The organism is Amycolatopsis sp. NBC_00345 (genome assembly GCF_036116635.1).
Classification (GTDB): Bacteria; Actinomycetota; Actinomycetes; order Mycobacteriales; family Pseudonocardiaceae; genus Amycolatopsis.
Map to the genome: position 1 here is coordinate 8,798,349 of NZ_CP107995.1, position 14,167 is coordinate 8,812,515.

The window sequence follows — 14,167 nt, forward strand, 5'->3', positions numbered from 1 at the left end:
TCTTTGCATGAAGGCCGCCACGAAGGTTCGTGGCGGCCTTCATGTGCATGAGGGTTACGTCTGCCGAGTTGAAACTGCCTCTAGACTGACCTCATGTACCTCGAGCGAGTACGCCTGACCGACATCCGTGGGTTCCACGGCGCGCGGGTGGTCGACCTGGAGTTGACCGCTCCCGGTTGGACTGTGCTGGCGGGGCGTAATGGATCAGGTAAGAGCACGCTGCTCAAAGCTATGGCGCTGGCTGTTGTCGGTGATGGGGCGAGAACCCACGATCGGACCCTCAGTTGGATTTCCGTCGGGTCCGCAACTGCGGAGATCGAAGGGTTTATCTCGAACGGCCTTAGGACGAAATTTTATTTCGAACGGGAAGAAAATGTAGACTTCAGTTCCCCTTCAGGGCGATCACATGACCGAAATGGGCTGTTCTGTATCGGTTACGGTCCGTTCCGCAGGCTTAATGGTGGTCGCTCCTCTGAGGTTGGCGAAGTGGAGAGCCTCTTCAGCGAAGAGGCCGCGCTGGTCGAGGGGGTTCAATGGCTGGTGTATCAGCATCTTCGTGCTCTCGAGGGCCGGAAAGGCGCGCGCAGCTTGAGGGACGCCACTCTTCGTCTTCTGGACGACGGTCTGCTGCCGGACGATTTCCGGGTTAAAGACGTCGATTCCGATGGTCTTTGGGTGGAGCGAGACGGAGGCCGATACGCACTGGAGGAAATGAGCGACGGGTATCGTGCTGTCACTGCTCTGGTCCTCGATATTATCAGGCGTCTCGACGAAGCTGGGATGGGTGCCGAGGATCCGGGAATTGTTCTTATCGACGAAGTTGATGCGCATTTGCATGTTTCGTGGCAGAAACGGATCGGGCCGTGGCTGAAGGAGCATTTTCCGCGAATCCAGTTCGTGGTTAGTACGCACAGTCCGTATGTGTGTCAGGCGGCCGATCCTGGTGGTTTGATCCGCCTGCCGGCGCCTGACGAACCGGCGCCGCCGCGGGTGGTGTCGGACGAGTTGTACCAGCGAGTGGTCTATGGTACCGGCGATGACGCAGTGCTGTCTGATCTTTTCGGCTTGGATAGCCCGTATTCGCCTCTTGCGGTGGAGTTGCGAGAGCGCTTGGCTGAACTGGAAATGCGTGTCGCTGGTGGTCTGGCTGACGTCGATGAGGTACGTCAATGGGAAAAATTGCGTAATCGTTTGAGTACATCGGCGTCGAGTCGCGTTGACGATGTCGCGCGGGAACTGGGTCTCGGCGAGCGATGATCGCACTGCAGCGAGCGTCCTTGCCGCCCGCCGTTGTCACGGAGCTGACCAGGCTTACATCACGAATCCCGCACGGTGACAGTGACACTGCTCGCAAGCTGTGGAGGTCTTCGCGTGACACGCGAAGATTCATTCGCGACCGGCTGGGCCTGATGGCTGCGGGCCGCGGGTACTGCATGTACTGCGGCGACGGCCTCGGTACCTCGGTGGATCACTTCGAACCCATAGCCCGAAATCCGCGACGAGCGTTCGACTGGCTGAACCATCTTCTGGCCTGTGAATTCTGTAACAGCCATTTCAAGCGTGATCGGTTCCCGCTCGACGCTGACGGCCATCCGCTGCTGATCGATCCGACTGCGGAGGATCCCCTTGACCACCTGTTCCTGGTCATCTCCCTCGGCACCTATCTGCCCCAGACTGAAAAGGGTCGTACTACGATCGCAGTATGTGGCCTGAACAGGCCTTTGCTGGAACGTGGTCGCGCCGCCGCGGTGGATCAGGTCGCGGCATTGATCTTTCGTTGGCGCACGGGTGTGCCGGAGACTCGTGATCGCGCAGTGTGGACGCTGCGTGACCAGCCGCATGCCGACGTTTTGCAGGCGATGCTGCGCCAGGCGTCGATGCCCGGTGCTTCGCGCGTCTTTGGTGACAATGAGCTGCTGGATCTGCTTCGTGACGAAGAACTTCGGCGCGCACTCGCGACGTGGTGAAGGTTCCTCGTCAGCCTGACGAGGAACCTTCACACACGACTGCTCTCTGGGCCTTACGGCGTCGGTGAGCAGGCGGTGCGGCCCACGGTCACCGAGCCCGTGATGCCGGACGCCGGGAGGAAGTCGAAGCGCAGCATGGTGAGGCTGATGCTGCCGTCGCCGGGGAGGGTCTGGGTGTTGAAGACCGCGTTGGCGAGCACGGTGCCGTTCGACTTGGTCAGGGGCTTGGTGTAGTTCGCGGGCATCGGCGAGGGCAGGCCCGTGATGCCGCCGAGGCCGCTGAACGTCCAGTTCGCGTTGGTCTGCGTGTGCGTCCCGGTGCAGGTGACGGTGTACGACGTCAGCCGGACCCGCGGGCCGCCCGCGCTGACGAGGGCGGAGAGCTCGAAGTTCTTGCCGTTGGCCGTCGACGTGGTGGTGGTGAGGTCGTTGCTCGGATCCGTCACCTTGGTCTCGCAGGTGGTGGTGCCGCCGCCGAAGGTCAGGCCGCTCTTGGCGACCGGCGACGCCGTCGCGCTCGTCGGGCCTTCGACCGCGCACGGCGCGAGCGTGGGGACCGTGACTGTGGTCGAGCCCTTGGTGAAGTCGGCTTCGCCGAGGTCCGCGGTGCCCGCTTCGGTGGCCGGTGTGGCTGCCGAAGCGCCCACCGGCGCGCCCGTCGCTGCCGCACCTACCGACGCTGGGCCTGCCGCCTGAGCCGTCCCCACGCCGGCGAAGACCCCGCCGGCCACCAGCAACGCACCGACGAGCCCGGCCCGCCTGACGATGGTGTTACGCATGCCTGTTCCTCCTTGCTGCCCGGGAGACCTGTCGGGAACGGCAGCTCCTCCTGAGTGAATATCCGCGCGCCCGATTCGCCCGTTGCGCCGCGCCGCGCCGATCACTCGTCTGTGCGCGGTGATCAACCCGTTCGTGGGTCCGGTGGCCGTCCGGCCTGCTTCCGCCGGCGCCGGCGGGACACGGCTGGCCGGGACGGCCCTGGCCGGTCCCGGTTGAAATCGCGGCCGATGTCATGTTCATCACCGTTTCCCCTGGACAGCGGGTAAACGGGGCGCCTGGGGTAACCACTACCCTGAAAGCGGAAAACCCGACCGGCGCATGAGAGAGCGGAGCCGACGTGTCTGTGTCTTCACCACCCCCGGGGGCGGGACCCGCCGCTGCTCGGGATGGCGCTGTCGAGGACCTGCGCGCGACCGTCGGGCTGCAGATCGAGGACGAGCCGCTGCTCAGGGCCATCGCGGGTGGGCTCGCGGAGGTGGAGACGATCCTGCGCGACGTCGTGAAGAGCGACGTGCCGGCGGTCCACGACGCGGCGTTGCACCTGGTCGAGGCGGGGGGCAAACGTTTTCGTCCCCTGTTCACGCTGCTGTCCTCGCAGTTCGGGCCCAAGCAGGGTGACCAGGTGCTCGTGGCGGCGGCCGCGGTGGAGCTGGTGCACCTCGCGACGCTGTACCACGACGACGTGATGGACGAGGCGACCATGCGGCGCGGCGCGGAGAGCGTCAACGCCCGCTGGGACAACACCGTCGCCATCCTGACCGGCGACTTCCTGTTCGCGCACGCCTCGCGGCTCGTCGCGGACCTCGGGACCGACGCGGCGCGGATCATCGCCGAGACGTTCGGCGAGCTGGTCACCGGGCAGATGCGCGAGACGGTCGGCCCCGGCCCCGGCGACGACCCGGTCGAGCACTACCTCACCGTGATCGCGCAGAAGACCGGCTCGCTGATCGCGACGTCCGGCCGGTTCGGCGGCATGATGTCCGGCGCCGAGGAGGACCACATCCAGGCGCTGCGCCGGTTCGGCGACATCGTGGGCACGGCGTTCCAGATCTCCGACGACATCATCGACATCGCGTCGCCGTCGGACGAGCTGGGCAAGGCGCAGGGCACGGACCTGCGCGAAGGCGTCCGGACCCTGCCGATGCTGTACGCGCTGGCCGACCCGGACACCGACCCGCGCCTGATCGAGCTGCTGGCGGGCCCCATCACCGAAGACTCGCTGGTCGAGGAGGCACTGGAGCTGCTGCGCCGTTCCAGTGGCCTCGAACGCGCGCGCGTCACCCTTTCCGACTACGCTTCGCGAGCACGTTCCGAGCTCGCAGCGCTGCCCGCTTCCCCCGCGCGGAATGCCTGCGAGTCGGTCGCCGACTACATGGTCGCGCGCACGCACTAAAGGGGCAGGGAAGATGTCCATTTTCGGACAGGTTTGGCTGTGGAGCCTGTTGGCGTTTTTCGTCGGGGTGCTCCTCACGTGGCTGGTGCTGGTACTGCCCGCACGCAAGCGCACCCGCGAGCTGGAGACGGCGCTGACCGCGGCCCACGCCGAGTCGGCGCGGACGCCGGCCAACGCCGGGGCGCTCGCTGGCGGCACGGCGCTGCTTTCGCCGGTGGACGAGGACGACTTCTCGCCGGCCGAGCCGGCCGTGGCCCCCTCGTGGGCCCGTGAGCAGACGCCTACCGAACTGATCCACCGCGCCGAGCCGGAGCGTGAGCCCGCCGTCGCCGATGGCCAGCTCGGTGCGCTCGCCGGGTTCGAGCCGGAAGCGGAGTACGAGGCGGAGTACCGCACCGCGGCCGAGCCGGTCGCCAGTGAGACCGATGTGGACGATGACCTCACGCGGGAACGGGACCACGAAAGGGAATCCGGTCCCGTCACGCAGCAGATCGACGGGTCCGTCTACCGCGCCGCCGCCACCGAGTACCTCAGCCCGGTCTCCCACAGCCTGGAGCCGGATTACGCCGAAACGGGCAACGGCTACGAAGCCGACCACCTCGACGACTTCGAGGACACCGGCCGCGGCAGCTTCCAGGAGGTCGGACAGCGGGCCGGCGAAAGCAGCTACCGCGAGGAGAGCGCCTTCGCGGGTTCCGACAGCGGCCGCCACACGGAGTCCGAGGGCAGCCACCACGCCGCCGAGACGACCTCCCTGTTCACCCGGCCCGAGCCGGAGCCCGAGGAATCGTCCTTCTCGAACCGGTTGGAGCCGGAAGCCGACGCTGCTTCGTCGTTCGGCCGGACGGCAGAGCCCGCGGCCCACACGGGTTCGCCGTTCGGGCAGTTCGGCAGCGACGCCGAGGCCGGTTCGTCGTTCGGGCACCTGGAGTCGGAAACCGAGGCGGGCTCGTCGTTCGGGCAGCTGGGATCGGAAACCGAAGCGGGCACGTCGTTCGGGCACCTGGAGCCAGAAGCTGAGGCGGGGTCGTCGTTCGGGCGGCTGGAGCCGGAAACCGAAGCGGGAGCGTCGTTCGGGCGGCTCGAGCCGGAGCCCGAAGCGGACTTCGGACGGTTGCCGGAGTCGGATTTTGGTCGGCAGCAGGAGTCCGAATCGGACTTCGGCCGGCGGCAGGAGCCCGAGGAAGAGCCGGTTTCGCTGTTCCAGCCCGCGAAGCACACCGACCCGCAGCCCGAGCCGACCTGGTTCGAGCGTGGGAACGAGACGGCGGACCGCTCGCCGTTCGAGGAGCCGGCCGACGGCGGGGACTTCCTCGACGAGCAGCCGGCCACCGAGCATCTGACCCCTTCGGCCGAGCACGCCGCGGAGCCTTCCGAACACTTTGGCGGTGACCTCGTGGCCGGGGACGAGCCGATCGACTCCACTCAGATGCTGCCGAAGCGCCAGCCGCGGGAGTCACCGCGGGGCGGGTTCGAGCCGCCGCGGCCGATCCAGCCGTCGATGCGGCCGGTCGAGCGCCGTGAGCCCGAGCTGGCGGGCACGCAGAGCGGTTCGCTGTTCGAGCCTTCCGTGCAGCCGAACCAGGGGGCGGCGGCCGCGCCGCTGAACGCGCCCGAGCCGCCGCCCGCGCGCCAGGTGACCGGGGATGCCGTGCCACCAGGGCCGTTCGGTCCCGGCTCGGCCATGCCCCGGCCTGGCGGCGGACGTCCGTCGGATGGCTTCGCGGTTAAGGCGAGCGTCACGGCGCTGCGCTACTGCACCGAGGAATCCCCGCAGTTCCCGCGTATGGTCGCCGAGGTCTGGTTCCGCACCTCGGCCGACGCCGAGCGCGTCGGGTTCCGCCCGCTCTCCTGAATCAGGGCTTGCGGTGCTCAACCCAGACGTTGGGCTCGGTGTAAACGGCGAAGTCCTGCGACGTCGACACGAGGACCGGGTTCAGCGCGCCTTCCACGATCACCGGGCCGTCGGTGTCGAACGGCAGCCCGGTCCACTCCCGCCACTGCGCGAGCGTGCCGGGGATGGTCATCGACAGCGGGCAGACTTTCAGAATCCGCCCGCCTGCCCGCACGTGCACGCGTAACCACGCGTCATAGGGCAGGCCGTCGTCACGCACCCGGAAGGCGTATTCGCTCATCGGCGTCTCGGGTTCATCCGATTTCTGTGACGGTCGCACCGGGGCGTAGAGCACGTCGTGTCCGAGACGGAAAGCGTTGTCCCGCAGAGCTTTCACCATCGCCGAGGCGATTCCGGCGCCTTGGCGCTCCTTCAGGACGATGATCTCCAGAGCGGTCACCGCGTTGCGTTCCCGGCCGGCCAGCCGGTCGTCGTGCTGCCACCTGATCACCTCGTCCCAACCGGCGTCGGGCAGGTTCTCGCGCCCTTTGCCCCCGAAGGCGAAGGGCGTTGAGTAGGCCTTCGCGACCGGCTCGTCTCCGTCCGTGGCGAGCAGCACGTAGTCGGCGACGGTGTCGAGCTCGCCGTAATAAAGCCGCCCGTTCGGGTCCTGCTGCATGAAGATCGGCCACGACCGGGCGAAGTCGGCATGGTTGGTCGCCTTGAAGATCTCCGGGTCCTGGCCGCGGTTGTGCATTGTCAGCGCCACATCCGCAAGTCTCACCGGCTTGTCAAACGCTTATCCGGCATAGAGAAAGGGCCACCGCTCGCGAGCGGTGGCCCTTTCTCCGTCCATTCAGGTCAGACGACGGTCCAGGTGTCCTTGCCGCGCAACAGGCCCTGCAGGTCCGGCTTGCGGGCCGCGCGGGCCTCCTCGACCTGGGCGCGGGCGCCGTCGTCGTAGGTGGGCCGCTCGACCTGGCGCAGGATGCCGATCGGGGTGTGCGTCAGGTTCTGGTCGCCGAGCCGCGACAGCGCGAACGAGTAGGTGGTGTCCGCGATCGACGGGTCGTGGACGACGAGGTTGTCCTCGCCGATCTCGCTGACCTTGCCGATGTCCAGGCCGCCCCAGTCGCCGCGGCGGACGCCGAACTCGCTCTCGGCGCCGAACCGGATCGGCTCGCCGGCCTTCAGCGGGATCAGCCGCTGGGCCGCCTCGTCCTTGTCCTTCAGCACGTCGAACGCACCGTCGTTGAAGATCGGGCAGTTCTGGTAGATCTCGACCAGCGCCGAGCCGCGGTGCTCCGCGGCGGCCTGCAGGACCTCGGTGAGGCCCTTGCGGTCGGAGTCCAGCGCGCGCCCGACGAACGAGGCCTCGGCGCCGATCGCGAGCGAGAGCGGGTTGAACGGCGCGTCCAGCGAGCCCATCGGGGTCGACTTGGTGACCATGCCCTGCCCGGAGGTGGGCGAGTACTGGCCCTTGGTGAGCCCGTAGATCCGGTTGTTGAACAGCAGGATCTTGATGTTCACGTTGCGGCGCAGCGCGTGGATCAGGTGGTTGCCGCCGATGGACAGTGCGTCGCCGTCACCCGTCACGACCCACACCGACAGGTCCGGGCGGGTGGTGGCGAGCCCGGTCGCGATCGACGGCGCGCGGCCGTGGATCGAGTGCATGCCGTAGGTGTTCAGGTAGTACGGGAACCGCGACGAGCAGCCGATGCCCGAGACGAACACGATGTTCTCGCGCTTGAGCCCGAGCGTCGGCAGGAACGACTGCACGGCGTTGAGCACCACGTAGTCGCCGCAGCCGGGGCACCAGCGGACTTCCTGGTCGGACTTGTAGTCCTTGGCCTTCTGCGGCTCGTCGGTGGTCGGCACAAGGTCCAGGCCGCTTGGCTGCGGAAGCCCATTGGGCTGGGGCAGCCCGAGGTCGATGGCAGTCACTTGACGCCCTCCGGGGTAACGCTCGTGATGATCTCGCGGAACAGGTTCTGCAGTTCCTCGGCCTTGAACGGCAGGCCGGCGACCTTGGTGTGCGAGTGGACGTCCACCAGGTACTTGGCCCGCAGCAGCAGGGAGAGCTGGCCGAGGTTCATCTCCGGCACCACGACCTTGTCGTAGGAGCGGAGGATGTCGCCGAGGTTGCCGGGCAACGGGTTGAGGTGGCGCAGGTGCGCCTGCGCCACCGGCAGGCCCAGCTTCCGCACCCGGCGGCAGGCCGCGCCGATCGGACCGTAGGACGAGCCCCAGCCGAGCGCGAGTACCCGAGCCTTGCCGCCGGACGGGTCGTCGACCACGACGTCGGGGACGTCGATGCCGTCGATCTTCGCCTGGCGCAGCCGGACCATCTTGTCGTGGTTGTCCGGGTCGTAGGAGATGTGCCCGGTCCGGTCGGCCTTCTCCAGCCCGCCGATGCGGTGCTGCAGGCCGGGCGTGCCCGGCACGGCCCACGCGCGGGCCAGCGTCTCGGGATCGCGCACGTACGGCCAGAACTCGCCGGAACCGTCGTCCGCGTTGGGCTCGGTGGCGAACTCGACCCGCAGGTCCGGCAGGTCCTCGACGTTCGGGACCAGCCACGGCTCGGAGCCGTTCGCGATCGCGCCGTCGGACAGCAGCAGCACCGGGGTCCGGTACTTCAGCGCGATCCGGGTCGCCTCCATCGCCGCGTCGAAGCAGTCCGCGGGCGAGAGCGGCGCCACGATCGGCACCGGGGACTCGCCGTTGCGGCCGAACATCGCCTGCAGCAGGTCGGCCTGCTCGGTCTTGGTCGGCAGGCCGGTGGACGGCCCGCCGCGCTGCACGTCGACGACCACCAGCGGCAGCTCGGTCATCACGCCGAGGCCCACGGCCTCCGACTTCAGCGCCACGCCCGGCCCGGAGGTCGAGGTGACGCCCAGCGCGCCGCCGTAGGAAGCGCCCAGCGCCGCCCCGATGCCGGCGATCTCGTCCTCGGCCTGGAAGGTGATGATGCCGTAGTTCTTGTGCTTGGACAGCTCGTGCAGGATGTCCGAGGCCGGCGTGATCGGGTACGTGCCGAGCAGGATCTGCAGCCCGGACTGCTGCCCGGCGGCGATCAGGCCGTACGCCAGCGCGGTGTTCCCGGTGATCTGCCGGTAGGTGCCCTGGTTCAGCTTCGCGGGCGCGACCTGGAACGTCGTCGCGAACGACTCGGTGGTCTCCCCGTAGTTCCAGCCCGCGCGGAAGGCCAGGATGTTCGCCTCGGCGATTTCCGGCTTCTTGGCGAACTTCTCCTTGAGGAACCGCTCCGTGCCCTCGGTCGGCCGGTGGTACATCCACGACAGCAGCCCGAGCGCGAACATGTTCTTGCACCGCTCGGCGTCCTTCTTGCCGAGCCCGGTTTCGGCCAGCGCGCCCTGGGTCAGGGTCGACATGGCGACGCGGTGCACCTGGAACGACGACAGCGAGTCGTCGTCCAGCGGGTCGTTCTCGTACCCGACCTTGACCAGGTTGCGCTTGGTGAACTCGTCGGTGTTCAGGATGATCGTGCCGCCCTTGGGCACGTCGCTCTGGTTCGCCTTCAGCGCCGCCGGGTTCATCGCCACCAGCACGTCCGGCCGGTCGCCGGGGGTGAGGATGTCGTAGTCGGCGAAGTGCACCTGGAACGAGGAAACACCGGGGATGGTGCCCTGTGGGGCGCGGATCTCGGCCGGGAAGTTCGGCATTGTCGACAGGTCGTTGCCGAACGCCGCCGCTTCGGAGGTGAAGCGGTCGCCGGTCAGCTGCATACCGTCGCCGGAGTCGCCCGCGAACCGGATGACCACCCGGTCCAGCTTGCTGACTTCGGTGGACCTGGTTGCGGTCAGGGAGCTGGGACCGTCACCGGTCTCGCTGCCGTTCGCACTCGTGCTCATAGGTCAGGGAATCCCTCTCTCCCGACGAACTGCGGCCCCGGGTCGGCCCCCGGGATTAACGCCCGCCCGGCGATGTCGGCTGGATCACCAGGCCTACCCCCGAGGCTACTCGTCGAAGGCTCGGGTATTCCCGAAGTGTGGGGTACCCGGACCGGAAGGACTCCGGGCCCGGCCACGGTGACGGACGCTGGGTGTTACCTGTGACCGATGGTAACGGGAGTACTGGGCGAAACGCAGTGACGCGCGTCTCCCACTGATGGCCCTGCTCAACCACTGGCTCAGTGCGCTGCCAGCGACTCAGCGCCCGCTGATCCGGGCCTTCATCGCCGCCAGCCGCTCGGCGAACGCGGGGGAGGCCAGCGATTCCAGCTGCGGCCCGATTTCGGCGTCGACCGCGGCCGCGTGCTGGGTCAGGCCGCCGGTGTGGCGCAGCGTCCGCTTGGTGGACAAGACCACTTCGCGGGGCGCGGCGACGGTCGGCGCGGCGAGGTCGCGGGCGGCCTGGACCAATGCGTCGTGGTCGCCTTCGACCAGCCGGAGGACGAGGCCGGCGCGCACCGCGGCCTCGGCGTCGAGCGCTTCGCCGAACAGCGTCATCGCGGCGGCCTGCTGCGGGCCGACGGCGCGCTGCGACATCCAGGTCATCCCGCCGCCCGGGTGGAGGCCGAGTTCGAGGAACCGCGGGATGAACTTCGCGCGCGGGCCGGCCAGCCGGACGTCCGCGGCCAGCGCGAGGTTCAGCCCGGCGCCGACGGCCGCGCCCCCTACCGCGGCGATCGTCGGCAGGGTGCAGCGCGCGACAGCGAGGAACCCGTCGTACACCGCGCGCAGGCCTTGTTCTCCCGCGGCGCCGAGCGCGGTCAGGTCCGCACCCGCGCAGAAGGCGGGCGGGGCGCCGGTGACGACCACGGCGTGCACGGACTCGTCGGCCTCGGCGCGCGCCACGGCCGCGGCGAGTTCGGCGGACAGGTCGAGGGTGAGGGCGTTGCGGCTCTTCGGCGCGTCGACGGTGAGGAGCGCGACGCCCTGGTCGTGCTCGCTGTGGATGCGGTCGGTCATGGCCCCCACCTTCTCAGCCGGGCTCGTGAGTGTTGATGACGGTTCTAACCGTCATCAACACTCACGAGTCTTTGGGGTTGGGCGGCCGCTCCAGAAGCCGCGACAGCACGACCGTGGACACGGTGCGGTCGATGATCTCCAAGCCGCGCAGCCGTTCCAGCGCCGTCTCCAGGTGGTGGATGTCGCCGGCGCGCAGGTGGACGATGGCGTCCGCCGCGCCGGAGACGGTGTACGCGGCGACGACCTCCGGCAGCGGTTCGAGCCGGGCCCTGATACGCGCGGGCGTCACGTTGCCCTGGCAGTGGACCTCGACGAAAGCCTCCGTGCCCCAGCCGAGCGCCTCCGGGTCGACCACCGCGGTGAAGCCGCGCAGGACACCCGTTTCGAGCAGCCGGTCCACGCGCCGCTTCACCGCGGGCGCGGAGAGACCGACGACTTTGCCGATCTCCGCGTAGCTGGAACGCGCGTTGGCCACCAGACAGGAAACGATTCGCTGGTCGATGCTGTTCACACGCAATGTTTAGCAGGTATACGCGCAGCAAACAGCGATTGATTGTGATATTAGGTCAACCTTAGTCTTCAGGTATGCAGGGATCAGCTGAGCAGCGAGTGCCCACCACCCGCCGTTACCTCATGTGCCCGCCGCGGTTCTTCGCGGTCGACTACGTGATCAACCCCTGGATGGACCCCACCAAGCCGGTCAGCGCCGACGTCGCCGTCGCGCAGTGGACCGAGCTGCGCGACACCTACCGCCGCCTCGGCCACACCGTCCAGGAGATCGACCCGCAGCCGGGGCTGCCGGACATGGTCTTCGCCGCGAACTCCGGCACCGTCGTGGACGGGCGCGTGCTCGGGTCGCGGTTCCGGGCGCCGCAGCGGACCGCCGAGGCCGAGCACTTCCGCCGCTGGTTCGTCGAGCACGGCTACCGCGACATCACCATGCCGGAGAAGGTCAACGAGGCCGAGGGCGACTTCGCCTGGACCGGGCGGCTGCTGCTGGCCGGCACCGGCTTCCGCACCGACCCCGCCGCGCACGCGGAGGCGCAGGAGGCGCTGGGGGTCCCGGTCGTCTCGCTGAGCCTGATCGACCCGCGGTACTACCACCTGGACACGGCGCTGTTCGTGCTCACCGAGGCGACGGACGCCGGCCCCGCGCAGATCGCGTACTACCCGGAGGCCTTCTCGCCCGGCTCCCGGCGGGTGCTGGCGCGGCTCTTCCCGGACGCGGTAATCGCGACGGCGGCCGACGCGGAGTGCTTCGGCCTCAACGGCGTCTCCGACGGGCGCAACGTCGTCCTGCCCCTGGAAGCGACCGAACTGGCCGCCCGGCTGGCGGCCCGCGGGTACGACCCGGTGCACGTCGACATCTCCGAGTTGCGCAAGGCCGGAGGCGGTCCGAAGTGCTGCACTTTGGAGATTCGTAAATAACTTTGTGTCAACAGTGTAACTACTCCATTTGCCAATCCGATTAATCGTGAAACGGAGGTCAGTGCGGTAGCCGGAGGGAGCGTGATGGTCAACATCGCGGTGCACGGGGTGGGCCGTCCGGAGCGCGCGCTCGATCCGGGCGAGGACGAACGCTGGATCACCGTCGAGCAGTTCGACCGGCTGCTCGAGGCCGTCGCCGACCACGAGGACGCCCACCTGACCTTCGACGACGGCAACGCCTCCGACGTGGAGGTCGCGCTGCCCCGGCTCGTCTCTCGGGGGTTGCGCGCGGAGTTCTTCCCGCTGGCCGGCCGCGTCGGCGAGCGGGGGTATGTCGATTCGGACGGGCTGCGGCAGCTGGTCGACGCCGGGATGGACGTCGGCTCCCACGGGTGGGAGCGGCGGGACTGGCGGCGGCTGGACGACCGGCAGGCGCGGCGCGAGCTGGAGGCGGCGCCCCAGCTGCTGACGGAGCTGAGCGGGCGGGCGGTCTGCCGGTATTCGCTGCCTTCGGGACGGTTGGACCGGCGGGTGCTGGGGCGGCTGCGGGCGGCGGGGGCCACGCGGGTCTATTCGAGTTCGCGGTCGTTGGGGAGCGGGTCCGGCGGGTGGTTGCAGCCTCGGGTCCAGGTGCATCGGGAGATGGACTCGGCGTGGGTGGACGGGGTGCTGGGGGCCGGCGGGTTCCGGCGGGGGCTGGGCGGATGGTGGTGGGGCTGAGGCGCGCGGGGCCGGTTTGAGGCCTCGGGTCGCTTGCGCAGGCCCTGAAGGCCACCTTGAGGGCATCCTGGTCCCTGAAGGTGGCCTTCAGGGCATCTCGGGTGGGGCGTCTCGGGTGGGGCGTTTCGGGTGGGGTGTTTCGGTGGTGGGGAAGGTGTTCCGGTGGTGGGGAAGTCTGCCGTGCCGAGTTGAAACGGGCCGGGGGCCGGGGCATTCTGTTGCTACGCCGCGAATCTGTAAGGAAGTTTTCCTGACCGGAGGAGTGTGCGTATGAGGAAGCTGATCCTGTTCGTGACCGTGGTGCTGGCCGCCGCCGTGATGCCGTCGGCGGTCGCTTCGGCGGCGGTGCCGGTGGGGCATGGGGTGGCCGCCGCGCCCACCGCGGCCGAGTTGCTCGCGAAGACAACAGGGTGCCAGCAGGTGTCCAACGGCAAGTACAAGACCGACGAGGACGCCTCGTCCGACACCGTCGCCGTTTGTGACGCCAACGGGGCCGTGTTCTGGAAAGCCGACATGGACATCGACTGCGACGGCCAGCGGACGACGCAGTGCAACGAGGACACCGACTGCTGCTTCCAGTCCGACACGGCGTTCCACCAGTCCGACGACCAGCCGCTCGACGCCGCCAAGCTGCCCTACATCGTTGTGCCCAGTGCGTCCGGCAAGTGGAACTACGAGTCTTCGCAGTTGAAGGGCGGCGGGGCCTGCGCGGTCATCTACGGCGACAAGGTCGAGTACGCGGTCATCGGCGACACCGGGCCGACCGGGATCATCGGCGAGGCCTCCTACGCGACGGCCAACGACCTCGGCATCAACCCCGACCCGTCCAACGGCGGGACCGACTCCGGCGTCACCTACATCTGCTTCAAGAACTCCGAGGTTTCGCCGATCGAAAACCACGGGAACGCCACGAGCACGGGGCAGGACCTCGCCACGACGTTCGTGAACAACAACTGACGCCACCATCTTCATGAACAACAACTGACACCGAGCTCGGCGAAGCGCCGGGGGAAGCTTTCGCGGCTTCCCTCGGCGCTTCGTCGCTTCTTGGCCGGAAATGGCCCAACGGCAACGAAAACTGCCGCTCACCAGGCAAAAAAAGCGAAATCGATAC

Annotated in this window: 13 protein-coding genes; 7 read left to right on the top strand and 6 right to left on the bottom strand. The window is 68.4% G+C overall.

The features are described from left to right. The first annotated feature begins 93 nt into the window (after positions 1-93). A complete protein-coding gene (locus OG943_RS40000) occupies positions 94-1,257 on the top strand; it encodes an AAA family ATPase (RefSeq protein ID WP_328606098.1) in 1,164 nt (387 codons plus the stop codon). Continuing rightward, positions 1,254-1,967 carry an HNH endonuclease gene (locus OG943_RS40005; RefSeq protein ID WP_328606099.1) on the top strand — a complete coding sequence of 238 codons (714 nt, stop codon included), beginning with the start codon at positions 1,254-1,256 and terminating at the stop codon, positions 1,965-1,967. The genes OG943_RS40000 and OG943_RS40005 overlap by 4 nt, the downstream gene beginning before the upstream one ends. Positions 1,968-2,020: 53 nt before the next feature. Here the strand turns inward: OG943_RS40005 and OG943_RS40010 are convergent, their stop codons facing one another. Then, a complete protein-coding gene (locus OG943_RS40010; protein ID WP_328606100.1) occupies positions 2,021-2,746 on the bottom strand; it encodes a hypothetical protein in 726 nt (241 codons plus the stop codon). 344 nt (positions 2,747-3,090) lie between these two features. Between OG943_RS40010 and OG943_RS40015 the strand changes: the two genes are divergently transcribed. Then, entirely contained in the window at positions 3,091-4,140 is a 1,050-nt protein-coding gene (locus OG943_RS40015; RefSeq protein WP_328612278.1) for a polyprenyl synthetase family protein, read from the top strand. Positions 4,141-4,153: 13 nt separating this feature from the next. Then, positions 4,154-5,995: a sunset domain-containing protein gene (locus OG943_RS40020; protein ID WP_328606101.1), complete on the top strand. Its 1,842-nt coding sequence runs from the start codon at positions 4,154-4,156 to the stop codon at positions 5,993-5,995. A gap of 1 nt (position 5,996) precedes the next feature. Here the strand turns inward: OG943_RS40020 and OG943_RS40025 are convergent, their stop codons facing one another. The 5 genes from OG943_RS40025 to OG943_RS40045 form a co-directional block, all read right to left on the bottom strand. Continuing rightward, positions 5,997-6,731, bottom strand: a complete 735-nt coding sequence (locus OG943_RS40025; RefSeq protein WP_328606102.1) for an N-acetyltransferase — start codon at positions 6,729-6,731, stop codon at positions 5,997-5,999. A gap of 104 nt (positions 6,732-6,835) precedes the next feature. Next, positions 6,836-7,918, bottom strand: coding sequence for a 2-oxoacid:ferredoxin oxidoreductase subunit beta (locus OG943_RS40030; RefSeq protein WP_328606103.1), 1,083 nt, complete (start codon positions 7,916-7,918; stop codon positions 6,836-6,838). Next, positions 7,915-9,846 (bottom strand): 2-oxoacid:acceptor oxidoreductase subunit alpha, encoded by a 1,932-nt coding sequence (locus tag OG943_RS40035; RefSeq protein ID WP_328606104.1) that lies wholly within the window; start codon positions 9,844-9,846, stop codon positions 7,915-7,917. The genes OG943_RS40030 and OG943_RS40035 overlap by 4 nt, the downstream gene beginning before the upstream one ends. A 297-nt stretch (positions 9,847-10,143) precedes the next feature. After that, positions 10,144-10,905: an enoyl-CoA hydratase gene (locus OG943_RS40040; protein ID WP_328606105.1), complete on the bottom strand. Its 762-nt coding sequence runs from the start codon at positions 10,903-10,905 to the stop codon at positions 10,144-10,146. Positions 10,906-10,966: 61 nt separating this feature from the next. Continuing rightward, positions 10,967-11,416, bottom strand: coding sequence for an Lrp/AsnC family transcriptional regulator (locus tag OG943_RS40045; RefSeq protein WP_328606106.1), 450 nt, complete (start codon positions 11,414-11,416; stop codon positions 10,967-10,969). Positions 11,417-11,490: 74 nt separating this feature from the next. Between OG943_RS40045 and ddaH the strand changes: the two genes are divergently transcribed. From ddaH to OG943_RS40060, 3 genes are all read left to right on the top strand, one after another. Then, a complete protein-coding gene (gene ddaH / locus OG943_RS40050) occupies positions 11,491-12,333 on the top strand; it encodes a dimethylargininase (RefSeq protein WP_328606107.1) in 843 nt (280 codons plus the stop codon). A gap of 84 nt (positions 12,334-12,417) precedes the next feature. Next, the gene (locus tag OG943_RS40055; RefSeq protein WP_328606108.1) at positions 12,418-13,053 is read left to right on the top strand and encodes a polysaccharide deacetylase family protein; all 636 of its coding nucleotides are present in this window, start codon (positions 12,418-12,420) and stop codon (positions 13,051-13,053) included. Between the two features lie 270 nt (positions 13,054-13,323). After that, positions 13,324-14,010: a glycoside hydrolase family 75 protein gene (locus OG943_RS40060; RefSeq protein WP_328606109.1), complete on the top strand. Its 687-nt coding sequence runs from the start codon at positions 13,324-13,326 to the stop codon at positions 14,008-14,010. The last annotated feature ends 157 nt before the right edge of the window (positions 14,011-14,167 follow it).